General features: G+C 73.0%; 22 protein-coding genes. 7 read left to right on the top strand and 15 right to left on the bottom strand.

From position 1 onward, the window contains the following. Window positions 1-54: 54 nt before the first annotated feature. The gene (locus FHR36_RS07185; RefSeq protein ID WP_253794923.1) at window positions 55-633 is read right to left on the bottom strand and encodes a PadR family transcriptional regulator; all 579 of its coding nucleotides are present in this window, start codon (window positions 631-633) and stop codon (window positions 55-57) included. 131 nt (window positions 634-764) lie between these two features. On the opposite strand from FHR36_RS07185, the gene FHR36_RS07180 reads away from it, so the two are divergent. Then, window positions 765-1,145, top strand: coding sequence for an RNA-binding S4 domain-containing protein (locus tag FHR36_RS07180; protein ID WP_253794922.1), 381 nt, complete (start codon window positions 765-767; stop codon window positions 1,143-1,145). A 27-nt stretch (window positions 1,146-1,172) separates the two neighbouring features. Next, a complete protein-coding gene (locus FHR36_RS07175) occupies window positions 1,173-1,607 on the top strand; it encodes a YchJ family protein (RefSeq protein ID WP_253794921.1) in 435 nt (144 codons plus the stop codon). Here the strand turns inward: FHR36_RS07175 and FHR36_RS07170 are convergent. From FHR36_RS07170 to FHR36_RS07145, 6 genes are all read right to left on the bottom strand, one after another. Continuing rightward, window positions 1,577-2,656, bottom strand: coding sequence for a GNAT family N-acetyltransferase (locus tag FHR36_RS07170; RefSeq protein ID WP_253794919.1), 1,080 nt, complete (start codon window positions 2,654-2,656; stop codon window positions 1,577-1,579). The two genes, FHR36_RS07175 and FHR36_RS07170, sit on opposite strands and share 31 nt — an antisense overlap. 53 nt (window positions 2,657-2,709) lie before the next feature. Beyond that, on the bottom strand, window positions 2,710-3,813 hold the full coding sequence (locus tag FHR36_RS07165; RefSeq protein ID WP_253794917.1) for a polysaccharide deacetylase family protein: 1,104 nt from the start codon (window positions 3,811-3,813) through the stop codon (window positions 2,710-2,712). Between the two features lie 110 nt (window positions 3,814-3,923). Then, window positions 3,924-5,261 carry a DUF2252 domain-containing protein gene (locus FHR36_RS07160; protein ID WP_253794915.1) on the bottom strand — a complete coding sequence of 446 codons (1,338 nt, stop codon included), beginning with the start codon at window positions 5,259-5,261 and terminating at the stop codon, window positions 3,924-3,926. Between the two features lie 101 nt (window positions 5,262-5,362). Continuing rightward, window positions 5,363-6,772 carry a dihydrolipoyl dehydrogenase gene (lpdA, locus tag FHR36_RS07155; protein WP_253794914.1) on the bottom strand — a complete coding sequence of 470 codons (1,410 nt, stop codon included), beginning with the start codon at window positions 6,770-6,772 and terminating at the stop codon, window positions 5,363-5,365. 94 nt (window positions 6,773-6,866) lie between these two features. Further along, complete coding sequence (locus FHR36_RS07150; protein ID WP_253794912.1) at window positions 6,867-7,130, bottom strand: dsRBD fold-containing protein; 264 nt, start codon at window positions 7,128-7,130, stop codon at window positions 6,867-6,869. Window positions 7,131-7,242: 112 nt separating this feature from the next. After that, window positions 7,243-8,160: a LysR family transcriptional regulator gene (locus FHR36_RS07145; RefSeq protein WP_253794910.1), complete on the bottom strand. Its 918-nt coding sequence runs from the start codon at window positions 8,158-8,160 to the stop codon at window positions 7,243-7,245. A gap of 87 nt (window positions 8,161-8,247) precedes the next feature. Between FHR36_RS07145 and FHR36_RS07140 the strand changes: the two genes are divergently transcribed. Continuing rightward, window positions 8,248-9,723: an aminotransferase class I/II-fold pyridoxal phosphate-dependent enzyme gene (locus FHR36_RS07140; protein WP_253794908.1), complete on the top strand. Its 1,476-nt coding sequence runs from the start codon at window positions 8,248-8,250 to the stop codon at window positions 9,721-9,723. A 205-nt stretch (window positions 9,724-9,928) separates the two neighbouring features. After that, a complete protein-coding gene (locus FHR36_RS07135) occupies window positions 9,929-10,723 on the top strand; it encodes a bestrophin-like domain (protein WP_253794906.1) in 795 nt (264 codons plus the stop codon). Here FHR36_RS07135 and FHR36_RS07130 read toward each other — a convergent pair. From FHR36_RS07130 to FHR36_RS07100, 7 genes are all read right to left on the bottom strand, one after another. Further along, entirely contained in the window at window positions 10,683-12,671 is a 1,989-nt protein-coding gene (locus FHR36_RS07130) for an APC family permease (RefSeq protein WP_253796673.1), read from the bottom strand. The genes FHR36_RS07135 and FHR36_RS07130 overlap by 41 nt on opposite strands. Before the next feature lie 236 nt (window positions 12,672-12,907). Beyond that, on the bottom strand, window positions 12,908-13,678 hold the full coding sequence (locus FHR36_RS07125; protein ID WP_253794904.1) for a helix-turn-helix transcriptional regulator: 771 nt from the start codon (window positions 13,676-13,678) through the stop codon (window positions 12,908-12,910). Window positions 13,679-13,743: 65 nt separating this feature from the next. Further along, window positions 13,744-14,814: a carboxymuconolactone decarboxylase family protein gene (locus FHR36_RS07120; RefSeq protein WP_253794903.1), complete on the bottom strand. Its 1,071-nt coding sequence runs from the start codon at window positions 14,812-14,814 to the stop codon at window positions 13,744-13,746. Window positions 14,815-14,854: 40 nt separating this feature from the next. Continuing rightward, window positions 14,855-15,643, bottom strand: coding sequence for an SAM-dependent methyltransferase (locus FHR36_RS07115; RefSeq protein WP_253794901.1), 789 nt, complete (start codon window positions 15,641-15,643; stop codon window positions 14,855-14,857). Window positions 15,644-15,689: 46 nt separating this feature from the next. Next, a complete protein-coding gene (locus tag FHR36_RS07110) occupies window positions 15,690-16,565 on the bottom strand; it encodes an SDR family NAD(P)-dependent oxidoreductase (protein WP_253794899.1) in 876 nt (291 codons plus the stop codon). Continuing rightward, a complete protein-coding gene (locus FHR36_RS07105; RefSeq protein WP_253794898.1) occupies window positions 16,565-17,182 on the bottom strand; it encodes a carboxymuconolactone decarboxylase family protein in 618 nt (205 codons plus the stop codon). The genes FHR36_RS07110 and FHR36_RS07105 overlap by 1 nt, the downstream gene beginning before the upstream one ends. A gap of 144 nt (window positions 17,183-17,326) precedes the next feature. Then, on the bottom strand, window positions 17,327-17,812 hold the full coding sequence (locus tag FHR36_RS07100) for a winged helix-turn-helix transcriptional regulator (protein WP_253794897.1): 486 nt from the start codon (window positions 17,810-17,812) through the stop codon (window positions 17,327-17,329). A 114-nt stretch (window positions 17,813-17,926) separates the two neighbouring features. Between FHR36_RS07100 and FHR36_RS07095 the strand changes: the two genes are divergently transcribed. From FHR36_RS07095 to FHR36_RS07085, 3 genes are all read left to right on the top strand, one after another. After that, window positions 17,927-19,354, top strand: a complete 1,428-nt coding sequence (locus FHR36_RS07095; RefSeq protein WP_253794896.1) for an MFS transporter — start codon at window positions 17,927-17,929, stop codon at window positions 19,352-19,354. 106 nt (window positions 19,355-19,460) lie between these two features. After that, the gene (locus FHR36_RS07090; protein WP_253794895.1) at window positions 19,461-20,045 is read left to right on the top strand and encodes a carboxymuconolactone decarboxylase family protein; all 585 of its coding nucleotides are present in this window, start codon (window positions 19,461-19,463) and stop codon (window positions 20,043-20,045) included. Next, entirely contained in the window at window positions 20,042-20,761 is a 720-nt protein-coding gene (locus tag FHR36_RS07085; protein ID WP_253794894.1) for a DUF2306 domain-containing protein, read from the top strand. The genes FHR36_RS07090 and FHR36_RS07085 overlap by 4 nt, the downstream gene beginning before the upstream one ends. Before the next feature lie 434 nt (window positions 20,762-21,195). On the opposite strand, the gene FHR36_RS07080 is transcribed toward FHR36_RS07085, so the two are convergent. Then, entirely contained in the window at window positions 21,196-21,399 is a 204-nt protein-coding gene (locus FHR36_RS07080; protein ID WP_253794893.1) for a hypothetical protein, read from the bottom strand. Between the last annotated feature and the right edge of the window lie 21 nt (window positions 21,400-21,420).

Here is a 21,420-nt window from a genome sequence, read left to right as displayed (position 1 = left end):
TCAACATTCAACTATACCGCTGAACCGAGGCGACTGCGACGGTATTCCCGGTGCTCACACCTCCTTGTCGACGCCGTTGTCGACGGCGTTGTCGACGGCGTCCAGCTCCGCCACGGTGCGGACCGCGTCCTCCAGCCACGTCGTCCAGAACGACTCCAGCTGGATCCCGCCCGACAGCACCAGGTGGTGCAGCCGGTTCTCCTCCCCCACCCGCTCCGGCGCGAAGTCCCGCGCCTCGATCTCCCGGTACTCGGCGAGCTGGCTCCGGTGCAGTTCCAGGTGCCGGCGCAGCTCCGCACCCAGGCCGCCGGTACCCACCACCGCCGCCGCCCGCAGCCGCAGCAGCAGCGCGTCCCGGATCTGCTTCGGCTCCTGCTGCTCCCCCACCCACGCCACCAGCGCCTCCCGGCCCGCCGGCAGCACCTCGTACGCCTTGCGCGGGCCGCGGCCGTCCGCCGCCTGCGGAAGTGCCCGGATCAGCCCCGCCTGCTCCAGGCGGCCCAGCTCGCGGTAGATCTGCTGATGCGTGGCCGACCAGAAGAACCCGATCGACCGGTCGAACCGCCGGGTCAGCTCCAGCCCCGACGACGGCTTCTCCAGGAGGGCGGTGAGGATGGCGTGCGGGAGCGACATGATCCGATCCTAGGGGTCGACCACAGGGGCGCGGGGAACTGCGCGAGGCGGGAGAGTGCGGCCGGTGCCCTGCCGCTGCGCGCAGTTCCTCGCGCCCCCGTGGTGGTTGGCGTCACGGCTAAAGTCGGGGTATGGACGAGGTTGCGGCGCGGGTGGACAGCTGGATCTGGGCGGTTCGGCTGGTGAAGACTCGGTCGGCGGGTGGGGCGGCCTGCCGGGCGGGGCATGTGCGGGTGAACGGGGAGCGGGCGAAGCCGGCGCAGCAGGTGAAGCCGGGCGACGAGGTGCGGCTGCGGCACGAGGGCCGGGAGCGGATCGTCAAGGTGACCCGGGTGATCAGCAAGCGGGTGGGCGCCCCGGTGGCGGTCGAGTGCTACGTCGACCACAGCCCGCCGCCCCCGCCGCGTACGGAGGCGCCGGCCGTGGTCGGCCTGCGTGACCGCGGCGCCGGCCGGCCGACCAAGCGGGACCGCCGCGACCTCGAGCGCCTGCACGGCCGACCGGCGCAGTAGGCCCGCCCGGCAGGGGACAATGGCCCCATGTCGCGACGCCGTACCAACCGCCCCGCCCCCGCAGCCGTGCCCGCCGCGCCCGAGGCGTGCCCGTGCGGCCTGCCCGCCCGCTACGCCGAGTGCTGCGGGCGGTTGCACCGGGGCGAGGCCGCCGCGTCCACCGCGGAGCAGCTGATGCGCTCGCGGTTCAGCGCGTTCGCGGTGCACGACGAGCCGTACCTGCTGCGCAGCTGGCACCCGGACACCCGCCCGGACGCCGTCGACTTCGACCCGGGGATGCGCTGGGAGCGGCTGGAGATCGTGGGTACGGGCGAGGGCGGGCCGTTCCACCAGGAGGGCACGGTGGAGTTCCGTGCGCACTACCGGGAGGGCGGCCACGCCGGCGTGCTGCACGAGAACAGCCGGTTCCGGCGCCACCAGGGCGCCTGGGTCTACCTGGACGGTGTCGTCGACGCCGGCTGAGGCCGGGAGCGCGCCGCGTCCCGGACGCGGTGCTTGAGCGCCAGCAGCGCGCCGGAGGTGCCGCGCGGGACGAGCCAGGAGACGTCCTCGCGGTCGACCGCGCCGAAGCGGTACTTGTAGGGCTCGGTGCCGCGCAGGAAGTCGAAGGTGCGCAGGCCGCGTTCGGCGCAGGCGCGCAGGGCCTGGTCGATGACCGCGGTGCCGAGCCGCAGTGGCGCCAACTCCGGTTCCCAGCCGATCTGGTAGTAGCTGAAGGAGTCGCGCCAGCGGAAGCCGTAGAGGGCGCCGACGGTCGCCGTGTCGCGTTCGGCGAGCAGGAAGGCGGGTCCGTGGCCGGTGCCCGCGGTGCGTTCGAGCAGGCGGGCGTGCAGGGGGCGGCGCCCTTGGTCGAACGTGGTCGGGCGGCCGAGGGCGTCGCGGCGCAGCCGGTGCAGGTGGAGGACGGTGTCGAGGAGGCGTTCGTCGGCCTCGCCGGCGTCGACCCAGCGGAAGGTGACGCCGGCGGCGGCGAGTTTGCGGCCGTAGCGGCGGACGGTGGCGCGGAACTGGCGTGAGCCAAGGGCGTCCGGACCGGCGGTGAGGTCCGCGCGCGGGCAGGCGGCGCGGACCACGGGGCGGGCGGTGGGCGGCAGCAGGACGTCCTGGCCGGGGTCGAGGTCGGGCAGCCAGAGGGTGGTGCGGCGGGCGCGTTCGGCCAGCCAGTCGCGTACGTCGGCGCGGCGCTCGGGCCGGGTGGGGATGCCGCAGTGGTCGGCGGCGCCGGGGCCGGAGCCGAGCAGGGTCAGGCAGTCCACGGTGAGCGGGAGCCTGGGGTGCAGGGTCTGCCGGCCACGCAGCAGCGGGACGACGGCGTCGGGCCGGCCGTCGGGTCCGCGCCAGACGGCGATCTCGGCGGGCCGGCCCGCGCCGAGCGTCTCCCACCAGGCGAGCACCCAGTCGGGTGTCATGAACCACGAGCCGCCGGGGTCGTCGGCGACCAGGGTGCGCCAGCCGTCGACGAGTTCGGCGGGCAGGTGCGGGCCGGTGTGGATCTCGGGTCGGACGGTCACGGTCTCCCCGGGGTTCTCGGACGGCGCCCGGAGCGTCGGGTGCCGGGGTCGGGTCAGTGTCCGCCGCGGAGGCGGTGGACGGCGGGGTGCAGCCCCGAGAGGATGGTGTCGAACCGGGCCCGGGTGGTGTGCGAGTTCACCCGAAGTCGGCTGATCCGCAGGGGGTTTCGCGGCAGCAGGGCGTCGTGCCGGTGGTCGAACAGGAAGCCGAGCCGGTAGCCGAGGTCGCGCAGCAGCGTCTCGGCGCGGCCGTCGAGGTTGCCGTTGGGGTAGGCGAAGGCGGTCGGGGCGGCGCCGAGCCAGCCGGTCAGCAGCTGGTGCGCCTCGGCGACCTCGGTCCGGACGGTCCCGTCCGCGCACCGGTCCAGGCAGGGGTGGGTGAGGGTGTGGTTGCCGATCGCCACGCCGCCGTCCCGCAGGGTGGCGAGGTCCCGGACGGTCAGTTGCTCGGTCCGGGGCGTGGGACGGGCGGCGGTGGCACGCAACTCCTCCAGGGCGCCGAGCCGTTCGGCGTCGGGCAGCCGCTTGAGCGCGGCCACCGCGGCGCCGGGCGCCGCCGGTCGGCCGAGCGCGGCGGCGTGGCCGCCGGCGGCGACCAGATGGTGCGCCTCGGTCCACCAGAACGGCTGGTCGCCGCCGATGTGTCCGGCCACCACGAAGGCGGCCGCCGGGAGCCGGTGCCGGGCCAGGGCCGGCAGGCCCCGGGTCAGCACGCTGCGCTCGCCGTCGTCGAAGGTGAGCAGCACGCTGCGCGGAGCCAGCGGCCGCCCCTCGGCGACCGCCTGCTCCACCTGGTCGAGGGTGACCGGGGTGGCGGTCCTGGTCAGCCGCTCCAACTGGGCGGCGAAGCTCGCCGGGTCGTCCACGCCGTGGTACGCCAGCACCGCCAGCCGGCGGGCGGAGCGGATCCGGAACGCGGGCTGGAGCGGTGAGTGCCGCAGCAGGGTGTCGGCGGCCCGCCGCCGGGCGCCGCCCGCCCCGGCGGGACCGTCCGGCGTACGGTGGCCGGCCTCGACCGCGCGGACCGCACGGACAGCCGGGTCGGCCTCCTCGGTGGATCCGCCCGAGATCGGCATGCTTCCCCCCGTCCGGTGGTGCGCCGGGGCGTCGGCGTCCGACCCGGCGGCCGCCCCCTCACCCGGACGGCTCCAGGTCATCAGACTCCCATGGGGCAGTAATGGCTGTCCCAAGTTCCTGGGAGTTGGCTGAACGCCGCCCGGTCCATCCTGCCGAACGGCCCGAAAGGGGCCGGATCGGGCCGGCGGTTCTACACCTCGACCGCCTCGACGCGGCCGGAGGCGATGGCGGCGGCGAGGGCGGCGTGGTCGGTGTCGTTGAGGTCGGCGTAGTGCAGGGCGAAGGCGGCGATCGACTGGTCGAAAGTGTCGGAGTTGCCGAGGTAGCCGGCGATGGCGATGCGGTCGCCGGAGCGGGCGTGGGCGCGGGCCAGGGCGGTGCCGCAGAGCTCGGCGTAGATGCCGAGTTCGGCGGAGGACATGGTGCCGACCTCGGCCGAGCCCTTCATGTCGCGCAGCTGGCGCCAGTAGAAGTGGCGTCCGCCCGGTCCGGTCATCCAGCCGAGGAAGATGTCGCTGGCGGCCTGGGTGAAGCGCTGGCCGGCCACCACCCGGTGGCCGTGGTGGTCGTATCGGCTGGCCGGCAGGTGGGCCTCCAGCACCGAGGCCTCGGCCTCCTTGACCTGGAGCATCAGCGGGTCGTTCTCGTCGCGGCCCTGGAACAGCGCGATGAAGCAGCGGGTGCCGACGCTGCCGACGCCGACCACCTTGAGCGCGGCGTCGACGAAGGTGTAGCGGTCCAGCAGTTCGCCGCGCTCCTCGGGCAGGCTGGAGCGGTAGTCGGCGAACAGGGCCCGCACCTCGTCCGTGTCGACGGCGGCGCGCTGGACCAGCGGCGGGTTGTCGACGATGCGCCGGCGGCCGTCCACCACCTCGGTGAGCTTGCCGGCGGCCTGCAGGCTGTCGCGGCGGCGGGCGGCGGCGATCCGGGCCTCCACCCGGCGGCGCTGGCCGGGCTTCTCCACCAGCGGGAGCAGTTCCTCGGCCGCGATCCGCCGGTACCAGACGGCGAGCTCGCCGAGCCCGGCCAGCGCGTGCATGGACCGGCGGTAGGCACCGACGCCGGCCAGCACCACCTGGCGGGCGTCGCGGTCGGCGGCGCCGTTCTCCCGGGCGGCGACGGCGAGGCTGGCAGCCAGCCGCTTGACGTCCCACTCGAACGGGCCGGGCAGGGTCTCGTCGAAGTCGTTCAGATCGAACAGGAGCGCCCGTTCGGGTGAACCGAAGACCCCGAAGTTGACCAGGTGGGCGTCGCCGCACAGCTGGACGTTGAGGTCGGTGTGCGGACCGGACGCCAGGTCCGCCGCCATCACGGCCGCCGCGCCGCGCAGGAAGGCGAACGCCGACGCGGCCATCCGCCCGTACCGGATCGGCACCAGCTCGGGGACCCGGGTCAGCGCCTGCTGCTCCAGGACGGCCACCGGGTCGGCGCGGTCGGCGGCGGGCCGCCACTCGCCGTGGCCCGAGCGCGGCACCGCCTTGCGGGCCGCCCGTCCGCGCTCCTTGCGTTCCGTCACCTGGTCGGCCATCCGGGGCTCCTCCGTGGTCGCTCGTCAGACCAGAGGTACCGCCGGGACGCCCCGGCGGCCTGCGGGGAGGGCCCCGGCGGCGCTGGATTCACCCGGACGGCTCACATGTTGATCATGTGACCGGCCAGACCGTGGATCGCCTCCTTGACCGCCTCGCCCAGGGTCGGGTGGGCGTGCACGTTGCGGGCCACCTCGTGGACGGTCAGGTCCCACTGCTGGGCCAGGGTCAGCTCGGGCAGCAGTTCGGTGACCTCCGGGCCGATCAGGTGGGCGCCGAGCAGCTCGCCGTGCGTGTTGTCGCTGATCACCTTCACGAAGCCGATCGGGTGGGCCAGGCCGTGCGCCTTGCCGTTCGCGGTGAACGGGAACTTCGCGACCTTGACGTCGTACCCCAGCTCCCGGGCCTGCGCCTCGGTGTAGCCGAAGGACGCCACCTGCGGCTGGCAGTAGGTGGCGCGCGGGATCATCACGAAGTCCAGCTCCATGGTCTCCGCGCCGGCGATGGTCTCGGCCGCGATCACACCCATCGACTCGGCGGCGTGTGCCAGCATCAGCTTGGCGGTCACGTCGCCGATCGCGAAGATGTGGTCCACGCTGGTGCGGCCCCGGCCGTCGATGTCGATCGCACCGCGGTCGGTCAGCTTGACCCCGGTGTTCTCCAGGCCGTAGCCGTTCACCCGCGGCGCGAAGCCGATCGCCTGCAGCACCTTGTCGGTCTCCAGCACCTGCTGCTGACCGTCCCGGGTGACCGTCACCCTGACCTTGGCGTTCGGGTCGCTGTCGTCGATCGACTCGACCCGGGTCGAGGTCAGCACCTCGATGCCCAGCTTGCGGTACTGCTTCGCCAGCTCGGCGGAGACGTCGGCGTCCTCCAGCGGCACCATCCGGTCGAGGAACTCGACGATGGTCACCTTCACGCCGTAGTTGTGCAGCACGTACGCGAACTCGACGCCGATCGCGCCCGCACCGGCGATCACGATCGACTCGGGCAGCTGCTCGGTGAGGATCTGCTCCTCGTAGGTGACCACCCGGTCGCTGAGCCGGGTGCCCGGCAGCAGCCGGGTGGTGGCGCCGGCCGCGATGATGCAGTGGTCGAAGGTGACCATCTCGAAGCCGCCGCCGTTGAGCGCCACCTGGAGGGTGCGGTCGTCCACGAAGGTGCCGCGGCCGTCGTACTCCGTGATGCCGTTCTTCTTCATCAGGTAGTGGACGCCCTTGACCCGGCCGTCCGCCACCTGCCGGCTGCGGGTGAACGCCGCGCCGTAGTCGAAGCGCACCGTGCCCTCGACCTGGATGCCGTAGGTCTTGGCCTCCTTGGTCACGGTGTGCGCGAGCTCCGCGTTGCGCAGCAGGGCCTTGGAGGGGATACAGCCGACGTTCAGGCAGACGCCGCCCCAGTACTTGGACTCGATGACCGCGGTGCGCAGGCCCAGCTGCGCGGAGCGGACGGCGGCGGTGTAGCCACCGGGGCCGGCGCCGAGGACGACGACGTCGTAGTGGGTGCTGCTCATGATCCTCTGATCCTCCGGGTGACGCGGTGAGTTGCCTCCCGGGTCATCGTGTCAGGAGGGCGGGCGGCCTGCCCACCGCGCCCCCGGAGTGTGATCAATAGATCAGGTAGCCGGGCCGGTGGCTCTCGTCCTGGATGTCGCCGGTGGCCTGGGTCCGCAGGCGGCGCGAGAGCTCGTCCAGGGCACGGGCCGCGGCCACCTCCTCGCCGATCCGGGCGACCGGGCGGTCGCCGGTGCTGCGTTCCGACTCGCCGCGGCCGGTCAGGGCGGGGGCGCCCGTGCCGATCAGACGGGCCTCGCACGCGGTGTGCGTGCCGTCCTCCTCGAAGCTGAGTTCGACGTCCCACTGGTTGTGCATCGCGCACCTCCCGGCGTACCGCGCCGGCCGTCGACGCGTCCGCCCCCACCAGCGTGGGGCAGTCCGGGGGATGGCGGCAAGGCAGAAGGGAGAGCCGCGGAGGGCGGCGGGGTCAAGGGCTGGACCAGTCGTGGTGGAGGCGGGCGGCTTCGGTGCGGAGTTCGGCGAGCAGGGCCTCGGCGGGGGCGGGGGCGCGGCCGGGCAGGAGGGCGACGCCGATGCGGCGGGTGGGGGTGTGGCCGGCGAGGGGGCGGACCACCACGTCCTCGCGGGTGGTGCCGAGTCCCAGGCGCGGCACCAGGGCCACTCCGATCCCGGCGGCGACGAAGCCCTGCAGTACGCCGTAGTCGTCGGTCCGCAGCACCGGCACCGGCTCGAACCCCTCCGCCGCGCAGACCCGCAGCAGCGCCCGGTCGACCGGGTCCCAGTCGGTGGTGCCCATGATCCAGCCCTCCTCCCGCAGCGCGGCGAGCGGAACGCGGTCCAGGGCGGCCTGCGGGTGGTCGGCGGGCAGGACCAGCATCAGCGGGTCGTCCAGCAGGGGGTGGACGGTCACCTCGTGGTCGAGGTCCAGCCGCTCGCCGGGCTGGTGGAAGACCAGGGCGACGTGCAGTTCGCGCGAGCGCAGCCCGTCCAGCAGGGCGGGGAGCTCACCCTCGGTGAGGCCGAGGCGGACGCCGCTGCCCAGCAGCCGGCGGACGGCCGGCGGCAGCAGGCCCGCCCCGGCGGTGGGGAAGGTGCCGACCCGCAGGGTGGCCTCGCCGCTGCGGACCAGGTCACGGACCTCGCGCTCGGCCTGGCCGATCCGCCGCAGCACCGCCTCGGCGTGCGGCAGCAGCAGTTCGCCGGCCTCGGTGAGGGTGGTGCCGCGCGGCCCGCGGTGCACCAGCCGGGTGCCGAGGTGGGCCTCCAGGGTGGCCAGGTGGTGGGTGACGGTGGGCTGGGCGTGGTGCAGCGAGCGGGCGGCGGCGGCCAGCGAGCCCTCCCGCGCGATGGCCCGCAGGACCTGGAGGTGGCGCAGTTCGAGCATGCGGCCCGCCTTCCCATCGATGAATTCTTCAGATCGGCAGAAAACTCCAGTATTCCTCGATGGCTCGCCCGGTGGCAGGTTCGAGGGGTGAGCACGCGAGACATCTTCGACCTCGACCAGCAGCGCGCCCCGTACGCGGAGGCGGTGGCGGCCGCCGCCCGCGGGGACTGGCTGCGACTGAACGTTCCCGGGCACGGGGCCGACCCGGAGCGCTTCGACGGGCTGGCCGCGCTGGTCGGCGCGGCGCCGCTGCGGCTGGACTGGCCGCCGCTGCTGGAGGGCCTGGACCTGGGCCCGGACAGTCCGATGGAGCGGGCGCTTGCCCTGGCCGCCGAGGCGTGGGGCGCCCGGCGGACGTGGTTCCTGACCAACGGCGCCTCGCAGGGCAACCGGATCGCGGTGCTGGCCGCCCGCGCGCTCGGCGGGACGCTGGTGGTCCAGCGCAGCGTGCACTCCAGCGTGATCGACGGGCTGGTGCTCTCGGGCCTGCCGGCCGCATTCGTCCGGCCGTCGGTCGACCCGGACCTCGGGATCGCGCACGGGGTCGGCGCGGACGACCTGGCCCGGGCGCTGGCGGCCACCCCGGACGCGGCCGCCGCGTACGTGGTCAGCCCGAGCTACTTCGGCGCGGTGGCGGACGTCCGGGCACTGGCCGGGGTCGCCCACGCGGCCGGGGTGCCGCTGATCGTGGACGAGGCGTGGGGCTCGCACTTCGGCTTCCACCCGCGACTGCCCGCCGGGGCGCTGGCGCTCGGCGCCGACCTGGTCGTCTCCAGCACCCACAAGCTCGGCGGCAGTCTGACCCAGGCGGCGATGCTGCACCTGGCCGAGGGCCCGTACGCGGACCGGCTGGAGCCGCTGGTGCAGCGGGTCTTCCACCTCACCCAGTCGACCAGCGCCAGTGCGCTGCTGCTGGCCTCGCTGGACGTGGCGCGCCGGGAACTGGTCGGCGGCGGCAAGCGGCTGGAAGCCTCGCTGGAGGCGGCCGACGCGATGCGCGCGGCGGTGCGCGCGGGCGGCCGGTTCGCGGTGGTGGACGACGGTTTCGGGGCCTTCCCGGACATCGTCGGCGCCGATCCGCTGCGGGTGGCGGTGGACACCCGGGTCGGCGGGGTGCCCGGGCACGAGGCGCGGCGGCGGCTGATGCGCGAGCACGGGGTGCTGGTGGAGGTGGCGACCGACGCGGCGGTGGTCGCGGTGGTGGGCGCGGGCGCGGCACCGTCCGCCGAACGGTTCGCCGCCGCCCTGCACGCCTTGCCGGCGGTGCCCGGCCTGGAGCGGGCCGAGCCGCTGCGGCTGCCGGAGCCCGGACCGGTGCGGATGACGGCCCGGGAGGCGTTCCTCGCCCCGAGCACCGCGGTGCCCGCCCGGGAGGCGGTCGGCAGGGTGTCGGCCGACACCCTGTCGGCGTACCCGCCGGGCATCCCCAACGTCCTGCCCGGCGAGGAGATCACCGCCGAGCTGGTGGAGTTCCTGCACCGCACGGTGGCCGCGCCGACCGGGCACGTGCGGGGTGCCGCCGACCACGCGGTGACCACCTGCCGGGTGGTCGGCGGCCGCTGAGTGCCCGTCAGCATTCTTGCTCCGCCGGGCGCCGGGAGCGGGGAGCGACAGGCGGGTGGTACCCGGATGGCCTCGCCCGGCACCCGTCCGGGCGAGGCCCGGGCCCGCCGCGACCGGTCAACCGCGGGCGCGGGCCGCCTCCCGTCCGGGTGATCATCGGCCCGTCCCGGCCCGGCGGCGCCGTACGCGGCCGTAGCGTCGGTATGTGGAACTCTGGCTGCTCAACAATTTCTCCACCCTCGCCCTGGCGGTGGTGGTGGTCGGCGGTGTGATCGTCCTCGCGGTGACCGGCAGCGCGGTGACCCGCCGCCGCTACCCGGCGACCGCGCAGGGCGCGCACAACGACATGGTCGGCGTGGTGCTCGGAATGTTCGGCGCGATCTACGGGGTGATCCTCGCCTTCGTGATCGTCAACCTCTGGACGCAGCTCCAGAGCGCCGAGACGGTGGTCGCCACCGAGGCCTCCGCCGCGGCGCAGATCGTCCGGGACGCCGACGCCTTCCCGCCCGAGCACCGCGAGCCGATCGACGCCGCGGTCGGCGCGTACGTGCACGCGGTGGTCGAGCAGCAGTGGCCGCTGATGCAGGCCGGCTCCGGCGACTACGCCCGGACCGCGCCGAAGCTGGAGGCGGTCTACCAGGCGATGCGGGCGTACACGCCGGAGTCGCAGACCGAGCAGACCTTCTACCAGCAGGCGGTGGGCAGCCTGGACCAGGTGGTCGCCCAGCGGCGGGCCCGGATCACCCAGAGCCACCAGCAACTGCCGGTGCTGCTCCAGGTGCTGGTCTACGGCGGCGCGGTGGTGATCCTGCCGCTGACCTTCCTGTACGGGATCCACAGCCGCCGGATCCAGCTGCTGTTCGTCGGCTCGGTGGCCGGCCTGATCGGGTTCAGCCTGCTGCTGGTGCTGGTCCTCGACCGGCCGTTCGCCGGGGAGTTGTGCGTCAGCCCGCAGCCGTTCAAGGACGGTGCGCTGGTGCGGTTCTGGCCGGGCTCCTGACCGGTTCGCCGCGGCGCATGGCGCCGGGGGCGCGGCGGGCCGGGCGGTCGGCCCGCGGGGCGGACGCGAGCTGCCAGGGCACGCTGATCACCATCACGCCGGGCGTGAACAGCAGCCGGGACTTCAGCCACAGCGCCGACTGGTTGTGCAGCAGGTGCTCCCACCAGTGGCCCACCACGTACTCCGGGATGAACACCGCGACCGCCTCCCGCGGACTGGCCCTGCGGTACTCCCGCACGTACTGGACGACCGGCTTGGTGATCTCCCGGTACGGCGAGTCCAGCACCTTCAACGCCACCTCGATCCCGTACGCGTCCCACTGCGCCCGCAACTCGTCGGTGGCGTCCTTCTCCACCGCCACCGTCAGCGCCTCCAGCGTGTCGGGACGGAACGCCTGCGCGTAGCCGAGCGCCCGCAGGGTGGCCTTGTGGAGCTTGGAGACCAGCACGACGCCGTGCACCCGGGTCGGCTTGGCCGACTCCTCGGCCGGGTCCTCGACCGCCAACTCGGAGGAGACCGCGTCGTAGTGGCGGCGGATGCCGCGCATCATCGCCCACAGCGCCACCGCGGCCAGCACCGCCAGCCAGGCGCCCTGGGTGAACTTGGTGATCAGCACGATCACCAGCACCAGCGCCGTCGTCACCGCACCCAGCCCGTTGATCACCCGCGACCGCTGCGCCGCACCACGCACCGCCGGGTCGCTCTCGCTGGCCAGGGCGCGGTTCCAGTGCCGCACCATCCCGATCTGCGACAGCGTGAACGACGTGAACACGCCCAGGATGTACAGGTGGATCAGACTGGTGACGTCCGCCTTGTAGAACCACAGCAGACCACCCGCCACCACCGCCAGCGCGATGATGCCGTTCGAGAACGCCAACCGGTCACCACGGGTGTGCATCTGCCGCGGCAGGTACCGGTGCTGCGCCAGGATCGAGGCCAGCAGCGGGAAGCCGTTGAACGCCGTGTTCGCCGCCAGGATCAGCACCAGCGCGGTGACGGCCTGGATGAAGTAGAACAGGATGCTGTTGTCGCCGCCGAGGAACGTCGAGGCCAGCTGCGCGATCACCGTCTGCTGCGTGTACGTCGAGCAGTCCCCCGCCAGACCGCTCAACTGGCAGGCGTCGTCGACGTAGTGCACGTTCGACGTCATCGCCAGCACCGTCACGCCGATGAACATCACCACCGCCAGGATGCCCATCGCACTCATCGTGCTCGCCGCGTTCCGCGACTTCGGCGCCCGGAACGCCGGGACGCCGTTGGAGATCGCCTCCACCCCGGTGAGCGCGGTGCACCCCGACGCGAACGCCCGCAGGCCCAGCATCAGCAGACCGAGGCCCGCCAGGTTGTCACCACCCGCCGCCGGATGGATCCCGAACGCCGCGGTCGGCGCCTGCGGATCGTCCCCGAACACCACCCGGACCAGACCGGTCACCACCATCAGCAGAATGCCGCCGATGAACAGATACGTCGGCGCGGCGAACGCCCGCCCCGACTCCCGCACCCCGCGCAGGTTCATCGCCGTCAGCAGCACCACGAACCCCACCGCCAGCGCCACCCGGTAACCCGCCAGGCCACCGAACGCCGAGATGATGTTGTCCACCCCCGACGCCACCGACACCGCGACCGTCATCACGTAGTCGACCAGCAGCGACGCCGCCACCACCAGACCCGCGTTCGCCCCGAGGTTCTTCGACACCACCTCGTACGAGCCACCGCCCGACGGGTAGGCGTGCACCACCTGCCGGTAGGACATCACCACCACCGCCATCAGGGCGACCACGCCCGCCGCAATCCACGGCGTCAGGGTCAGGAAGGCGGTACCGCCCACCGTCAGCACCAGCAGGATCTCGCCGGTGGCGTAGGCGACGGAGGACAACGGGTCGGAAGCGAAGATCGGCAGCGCCAGCCGCTTGGGCAGCAGCGTCTCGCCGAGCTCCTCGCTGCGCATGGCCTTGCCGATCACGAGACGCTTGAGCGCCTGGGGAGCATTGAACACATGCGCGAGCGTAGGTGCGGGAATCGGACGTACCGGGCGGGCCGCCGTCAAGAAGGCGTCAAGGGCGTCAAGAAGGCGTCAAGATCGCTTGCGCAATCCACCGAAAAGGGACGGTTCGCCCACGGCCCCACCCCCGAGCGCGGACCGCAGGTGCGCGACGACTGCTGCACCCGCGGCCCGTCCCCTGGTCAGCCGAGGGTCAGCGCGGCGGGCTCGTACTGCGGCAGCTGGTAGCTGTCCAGTTCGGGCAGGGCCAGCAGGATCGGCAGGTCGAACGGGCAGAAGCCGCGGGTCTCCAGGTCCACGTCCACGGTCTTGCCGGACCGGACGGTGAGCGGCTGGCTGGCGCCGATGAACAGCGGCCGGCGGTTCCACGGCAGCGGGTCGACGTCGCGCACCGCGACCACCGCCGCGCGCAGGTGCCACACCCCGTCCGGCACGCCGGCCAGCTCGAACTCCCCCGGCCCGTCCAGTACGTCGCAGGCGGCCGGCTCGCCCTGGGCGATCGGGTCGCTGAACGCCCCGACGTAGATCCGGGTGGACAGGTCGAGGTCGGGCACGCCGACCGAGCCGCGCAGCGACGCCTGCCGCCAGCCCGAACCGGCCCCCCGCATGCCGGCCGAGTCGCGCTGCAGGCCCGCCCGCGCCAGGGCGCGGTAGCGGCCCGGGGAGAGGCCGACGCTGCGGGTGAAGCGGCTGGTGAAGGTGCCCAGGCTGTTGTAGCCGACCCGGTAGGAGATGTCGGTGACGCTCAACGAGGTCTTCAGCAGCAGGATCTTGGCCTTGTGCAGCCTGATCGCCGACAGGAAGCGACCCGGGGAGGTCCCGGTGAGGGTCCGGAACACCCGGGAGAAGTAGAACTTGCTCAGGATCGCGGTGTCGGCAATGTCATCCAGCGATAGCGGCTCCTCGTAGCGTTCCCACATCGTTTCGATCGCGCGCTCGACAGCGGCTTGCAAGACATCTCTCCATTCCGTGCGAATCCGTCCGAATCCGTGCAAAGAAGCAGATGCAGCCCGTGCGGTCAGTCGGCGTTGCGCAACCACCCTCCGATCCGCCGCGCGGCGGTGAGGCTGGCCCAGGCGGTGAGGTCGACCAGGGCGGAGTCCTCCGGGGAGACCGCGCGGAAGCCCGCGATCACGCCCTCGTCCACCTGGTAGGAGGCCAGGGCGGTGAGCAGGGCGAGCCGGCCGGCCGGACGCTCCTCGGGTGCCAGCTTGCCCACCGCGTCGTCCACCCAGCCGCGGCCGAGGCCGGGCGGCCGCCCGTCCCAGTGGTCCAGGGTGGAGTGCACCAGCTCGCGGACGCCCTCCGGCACGCTGCGGCGGCCGGCCTCCTCGATCGCGGCGGCCGACCGGGCGTAGGCGGCGGAGATGCCCGGGTTCCCGCGGGCCCAGCCGAGGTCCTCGGCCAGCGGCGCCGGGGGCAGCAGGGCGAGCGAGGTGCCGACCGCGAGATCGGTCCGGGAGGCCGAGTGGAGCAGCCACATCAGGACCTTGAGCACCGGCTTGAGCGAGCCCTCCGGCGCTCCCGGGGGCAGCGGCACGCCGCCGAGGAAGACGTTCACCATCCGGTTGAGGTAGTGCAGGTCGACCGCGACGCCGATCAGTTCCGGCAGTTGCTCGGCCGGGACGGGCGACGGGTTGTCGCCGGCGGTGTCGCGGACCGAGCCGCGGGCAGTCCACTCGGCGACCGCGCGGATCCGCGGGTCGGCGATGTCGTCGAGCCGGCCCTCGGCGATGGCGGTGGCGTCCTTGCCGTGCACCAGGCTGCCCAGCATGGTGCTGTGCATCCGGACGCAGAACGGGCACTCGTTGCCGGCCGAGACCGCCGAGGCCACCGCCTCCTTGATGGCGCGGGAGGCCGCGCCGCGCACCAGCAGCGTCTCCCGGAGCATCAGCCAGCCGGCGGCCAGCACGTCGGGCGAGGGCGAGTGCAGGGCGATCGGGGGTGCGAGCACGCCGAAGTCGCGCTCCAGTTCGCGGTAGACCTGGGCGACGCCACCGCGGGCGCGGTCGTAGGCGACCGGCTTCACGTGGCGCACCTGGACCAGGGAGAGTCCCCGGAGGGTGGACCGGACGAGCCTCGTACGCATGCTGCCTTCCCGAATTCTCTGGTTCCGCCAAAGGGTTGGTTCAGGGCTTGCGGGCCACCGCGCACCACATGGTGGGCGGTCCGGCCGGGCCGGTCTCCGCCACCGGGCGCCAGTCGGGGAGCCCGACCACGCCCGGTGGCAGCAGTTCGAGGTCGCCGTCGAGCAGGGCCGCGGCCTCGGCCCGGTTCCGTCGCACCACCTGGTCGCGCCAGTCCGGCAGCAGGCACTCGTACGCGAGGTCCATCTCCTGCTGCCGAACGTGCGCGGCCAGGTGGCCGAAGGCCACGCAGCTGTGCGAAGGGACCGCGTCCAACAGGGACTTGACCATGCAGGCCGGGTCCTCCGCGCTGTGCACCTGGTCCAGTACCCCGAACAGGACCAGGCCGATCGGCTGGGACAGGTCCAGCGTGGCGGCCGCGTCCCGCAGGATCCGGTCCGGGTCGTCCAGTTCGCCGCGGACGTAGACGGTGGGAGACTTCGGTTGCTGTTTGAGCAGCCGCCGGGAGTACTCCACCACCTCCGGATCGCGGTCCACGTAGACCACCCGGGTGCCGGGTGCCACCCGGGCGGCGACCTGGTGGGTGTTGCCGGCGGTCGGCAGGCCTGCGCCGATGTCGAGCAACTGGCGGATGCCCAGCTCGCCCAGCAGGTGGGCCACCATCCGGCCGAGCACCGCCCGGCCGGTGGCGAGCTCGGTCCGCAGGTCGCCCGTCGGCCAGGCGGCGCGGGCCCGGTCGGCCGCCTGCCGGTCGGCGGGGCCGTGGGCCTCGCCGCCGAGCAGGTAGTCGACCGCCCGGGCCAGGCTCGGGGCTTCGAACTGCGTGGTCACACCGTTCCTTAGGGTCTCGAGGGGTCGGGTCTCGGGAGGCCGACGCTCAGGGGATCGGGAAGAAGAACCGCACGAACTTCTCGAACATCCGGTCGCCGATCGTCCAGCGCATCCGCGGCAGCAGCCGCGAGGGCACCCCGATCCGGTACCGGATCCGCGGGTTGTCGCTGGTCACCGCCTTCTCGATGACCTTGGCCACGCCCTCGGCCCGCACCGCCATCCGGCCACGGCCCGTGGGGTGTTCGGTCTCCCGGTAGGCGCCGTGCCAGTCGACGAAGTACTCCCAGAACTCGTCGTACAGGCCGTTCCGCTCCTGGCCGGTCATGCCCAGGTCGGCGACGCTCATCGGCACGAAGCCGCCGAGCACCGGCGAGGGCTCGATCAGCACGACCTTGATGTTGAACCGCGCCACCTCGTGCCGCAGCGAGTCGCCGATCGCCTCCAGGGCGTGCTTGGTGGCCTGGTAGTAGCCGCGGCCCGGGGTGGCGAACTGTCCGAAGATCGAGGACATGATCACCACTCGGCCCTGGCCCTGGGCGCGCATCCCGGGCAGCACCAGCTGGGTGAGCCGGGACAGTCCGAAGACGTTGGTCTCGAACTGCTTGCGCACCTCGTCCATCGGTGTCTCGCCGATGGTGCCGTTGAGGCTGTACGCGGCGTTGTTGATGAGGGTGCCGACCCCGCCGTGCTCGGCGGTGATCTTCTCGATCGCGTCCACCATCGACTGCTCGTCGTTGACGTCCAGGTACAGCACCTGGATGCCCTCGGCGGCCAGCGGGGCGAGTGCGTCGAGGTTGCGCCCGGTCGCGTACACCGGCCATCCCGCGCGGTGCAGTCGCAGCGCCGCGGCCTGCCCGGTCCCGGAGGACATCCCGGTGCCGGAGGAGGCACCGGTCAGCAGGATCGCCCGGGACGCGGCCATCAGGCGGCCGTCCCCTCGTCACCGTCCGACTGCCGGGAGATCCGGCTGCGGGTCACCGTGGTGCCCAGGCCGAAGCCGTCCACCAGGCGGTTGATGAAGGCGAACAGGCCGGCGGTGAAGACCGCCTCCAGCATCTCCTCGTTGGACCAGCCGGCCTCGGCGACCCGGTCCCAGTCCTCGTCGGTGATCCGGTGCGCGCCGGTGCACACCTGGGTCACCAGCTCCATCAGCGCCAACGTCCTGGCGTCGATGGGCAGTTCGCTCGGCTTGTTGGCGGTGGCGATCGCCCGGGTGAGCTCCTCGCTGCCGCCGAACTGCGACAGGAACCAGTTGTGCGTTCCCACGCAGTACGGGCAGCCGTTCACCTTGGAGCTCCAGGCCGAGATCATCTCCCGGGTCGCGCGGGGCAGGACGGCGGCCTCCCCGAGGAACACACCGCCGTAGCCGGTGATCAGCACCTCCATCAGATCCGGTCGGCTGGACATCAGCCGGAACATGTCGGGCACGAACGGCAGTCCGGTGCGGCTCTTGATCAGGTCGTAGAGTTCGGCGGTCCTGCCCGCCGCCTCGGCCTCGTCGATCAGCGGGACGCGTACGCCCGGAACCTGGTTACCCATGAAATCGGCTCCTTCACCCTGGACGGAATTCATCCTGAATCGCTGAACAGGCGTCACCACCCGCCACAGAGGAAACAGGGCAGGTCAGATACCGGAAACGCCGTCCCCACGATGCTTCCAGGGCAACACAGATCGCCGTATCTCCTAAATTGCCCTGTCCGAACGGGGTTCGCCCCGCCCCGGACCCGCCGCGCCCGGACGGGTGACCACCTCGGTCGCGCTGTGCACCTCGCCGCAGCCGGCACAGCGGGTCTCCAGGTGCACCGTGTCACCGCAGGCGGTGTGCCGGTAGTGGACCGGCGGGCCGTCCGGCGCGTCCCAGCGGTCGCCCCAGGCGGTGAGCGCCATGATGACGGGCTGGAGGTCCAACCCCTTGTCGGTGAGAACGTATGCGAAGTGTTTGGGGTGCCCCGAGAGGTGGCGACGCTCCATCAATCCGGCCTCGACGAAGGCGTCGAGCCGGGCCTTGAGGATATTGGTCGCCACCCCGAGCCGCTGCTGGAAGTCACCGAAGCGGGTGACCCCCTTGAACATGGCGTCCCGGATGATCAGCAGGCTCCACCGCTCGCCGACGACCTCCAGCGCGCGGGCCGCCGAACAGTTCTGTCCTTCGTACGTCCGACCGAGCATGCCCTCAATCTACCCTGCATCACTTGCATCACGCATGTGGCTGACGGTAACGTCCTTGCATCATGCAAGGAGCCTGCCCCGGCATGCGCTCCTGGACCTGCAAGGAGTGATTCCATGCAACAAGAGGTGGCTCGCAGGCCATCGATCGTGCTCGTGATCGTGTCGGCGGGGCTGGTGCTCTCCAACCTCGACCTCTTCGTGGTGAACGTCGCGCTCCCGTCGGTGGCTGCCGACCTGAAGCCGCACAACCTCGGCGATCTCAGCTGGATCCTCAACGCCTACGCGATCGTCTTCGCAGCCCTGCTCGTGGTGGCCGGCCGGCTCTCCGACAAGATCAGCCGCAAGGGCGGATTCCTGCTCGGCGTCGGGGTGTTCGTAGCTGCTTCCGCCGCCTGCGCGGCTTCGACCAGCGTCCCGATGCTGGTCGGTTTCCGGGTCGTCCAGGCCATCGGTGCGGCGCTGCTGCTCCCCACCTCGCTGGGCCTGGTACTCGGCGCGTACCCGCCGGCGAAGCGCTTCGGCGCGGTCCGGATCTGGGCCGTGGTGGGCAGCGCCGCGGTCACCGTGGCGCCGATCGTGGCCGGACCGCTGGTCGACCTGTCCTGGCGCTGGGTGTTCGTCATCAACCTGCCGATCGGCCTCGCCACGCTGATCGCCGGCGCGCTGCTGCTGCCGCGCACCGAGGGCGACGGCGGCCCCGCCCCGGACGCGGCCGGGTCCCTGCTGCTCACCGCCGGCATCGTCGCCCTGACCCTGGCCCTGGTGAAAAGCGGTGACTGGGGCTGGCACTCGATCCGGGTGATCGGCCTGCTGGTCGCCGCGGCGGTGCTGGTCGCCGCCTTCCTCGGCCGCTCGGCCAAGCACCCCAGCCCTGTCTTCGAGGTCGGACTGCTGCGCAGCCCCGCTTTCGCCATCGCCACCGCCTCCACGCTGGTCTTCGGTGTCGGGCTCGGCGGCATGCTGCTCTCGGCGGTGCTGTGGGTGCAGAACGTCTGGCACTGGTCCCCGATGCAGAGCGGTCTGTCGCTGCTGCCCGGCCCCGCCCTGGTGCCGATCTGGTCGCAGGTGGCGGCCCGGCTCATCCCGCGCTTCGGCCCCGGCCGGATCGTGGTGGCCGGCTCGCTCGCCTTCGCCGCGGGCCTGGTCTGGTGGGCCTCGGCGATGACTGTGGAACCGGACTACGTCGGCGGCATGCTCGGCGGGATGGCACTGACCGGCGTCGGCGTGGGCATGGTGACGCCCACCCTGACCGGTGTGGCGGTCTCCTCCCTGCCCCCGCAGCGGTTCGCCACCGGCTCGGGCCTGGTCAACATGATCCGTCAGATCGGCCTCACGGTCGGGGTCGCCCTCCTGGTCGCGGTCATGGGCACCCCGAGCACCCCGGCCGGACACCTCGACGCGTTCCGCACCGCCTGGATCGTCCTGGCCGTGCTCTCCGCGGCGACAGCCCTGCCCGCCCTCCGGCTGCCCCGGCCGAAGCCGGCCGCCGCACCCGCGGCCGCACCGGCGGCGGCCCCCGAGGCCGCTGCGGACGCCCGCTGACCCGTCCCCCCGCACCGACCCGTGGCGGGCCGTCGCACCCCTGTGACGGCCCGCCACGGCCGACCACCCCACATGGCCGCATCTGACGAACCGCAAAGGACACCGCATGCCCCACATACAGCTCGAGGACTCGCAGCGGCCCGGCATAGGCGGGTTACTCGCCTTCCGGCCCGGCCCGGCCCGGCCCCTCCTCGACCTGGCCGAGGTACTGCTGCGCGAGGCGAGCCCGCTCACCCCGGGTGAACGCGAACTGATCGTCGCCCTGGTCTCCTCCCGCAACGACTGCCAGTGGTCGAAGCGCGCGCACGGCGCGTTCGCCGCAGCCCAGCTGCCGGGCGGCCGAGACCTGGTGGACGCGGTCTGCCGCGACCCGGAGAGCGCCCCCGTTCCCGAGAAGCTGAAGAGCCTGCTCCAGCTCGCCGCCGTCGTCACCGAGGGCGGCAAGGCCGTGAAGCCCGAGCACGTCGACCGGGCCCGAGCGGCCGGCGCCGACGATGTCGAGATCCACGACACCGTGCTGGTGGCCGCGGCCTTCTGCATGTTCAATCGCTACGTCAGCGGGCTGGCCACCTCCGTCCCGGACGACCCGGCCGTCTACGAGAGTCTCGCCGAGACCCTGCTCAGCAGCGACTACCGCACCCTCGGCGGCTACCCCCGACAGGCGGCCGACCCCTCGAGCGGGGCGTCGTGACCGCCCGCCGGCAGTGGTGGGTGGCGCTGTTCGCCCTGTACTGCATCGGCTTCGCGCTGTACGGCGCCGACCCCTACCTGAGCTTCAATCAGGCGCACGCCAGGATCTTCCCGCCCCGCTCCCCCGTGCAGTACCCGCTGATCGTCGCCCACGTGTTCACCGGGGTGGTGGCGGTTTCCCTGGCCTGGGTGCAGGTCTGGCCCAGGCTGCGGGCGCGCCGCCCGAAGCTGCACCGCTCCCTGGGCCGCGTCTACCTGATGGCCGGGGTGTTCCCCGCCGGCCTGCTGGCCATTCCGACCGCGGTGCTGGACACCGGCGGGCAGTCCATCCGACTGGCCCTGCTCACCATCGACACGCTGTGGCTGTTCACCGGCGTGCTCGGCTGGACCGCGGCGGTCAAGCGCCGGTACCAGGACCACCGGCGGTGGATGCTGCGCAACGTCGCGTTGACCACGGTCATCGTCACCGCACGGCCGTTCGCCTTCGCCAACCTCTTCCTCATGCACTGGATCAATCCCACCGCCTACTCGCTGACGAGCTATCACAGCCATGTCACGTTCCTCAACATCGGCCTGTGGGGATCGCTCGCCTTCCACCTCGTGCTGGTGGAGTGGGTGGTGCTGTCGCGCCGGCCCTTCCTCGCCGGGGCCGGCCTACCGGGCACTCTCGGCACGCCGCTCGCGACAGCCGGGGCCGGCACGGACGACCAGCGGTAGCACTCCGTACGCACAGCGCGCGTGCCGAAGGCCGCGTCCCGGACTCCCGGGGCGCGGCCTTGTGCCGTCCGGCTCGACGCGCCGTGGGGCCGGCGGGAGGGCGATCCGGTGGGGAGATTCGTCCGAGCCGTTCCGCTCCGTCGGACGCCTGCGGTGTGGTGGCCGAGTCCGTTCGACGAGTACCGGAGGGCCGCGAGGCCCGGCGGTGGTGCGGCTCGGAGGCCCGGCGCCTCGGCCGGGGCTCCTGCGGCGGACCCAAGGCGGGCCCGGAGCCGTGCGCCTCCGCGGCCGGCCGCGCGACCTCCTGGGCGTCCGCCGAAGCCACCGGGCGGCGCCTGCCACGTGCCTGCGGCCGGACAGCACGAAGTCCGGGCCGGAGACGAGGAATTCGCCTCCGGTCCGGACTCCGGGGGGTGGGCGCGGCCGCCCGCCAGTCAGCCGCGTTCCACCAGGACGGCCAGAGCCACCGCGGCCACCAGGCCGATCAGTGCTCCCGCCGTCGCGCCGGGCACGTCCTGCACCCGCCAGCCGATCCCGCCTCCGGCCAGCGGCAGCAGAGCCGCCCCGGCGAGCGCGGGGGGCTCGGCGAGCCAGTCCCGGCCACGCTCCGGCCGGCGAGGCCGGCCGTCGTGGTCCATCGCTCCACCGATCCCGGGGCC

Origin of the sequence: Kitasatospora cinereorecta (assembly GCF_024172095.1) — a bacterium.
In the GTDB taxonomy this organism is placed as follows: domain Bacteria; phylum Actinomycetota; class Actinomycetes; order Streptomycetales; family Streptomycetaceae; genus Kitasatospora; species Kitasatospora cinereorecta.
The sequence above is the reverse complement of the archived record's forward strand: the minus strand, read 5'-3'. Positions and strand labels throughout refer to the sequence as shown.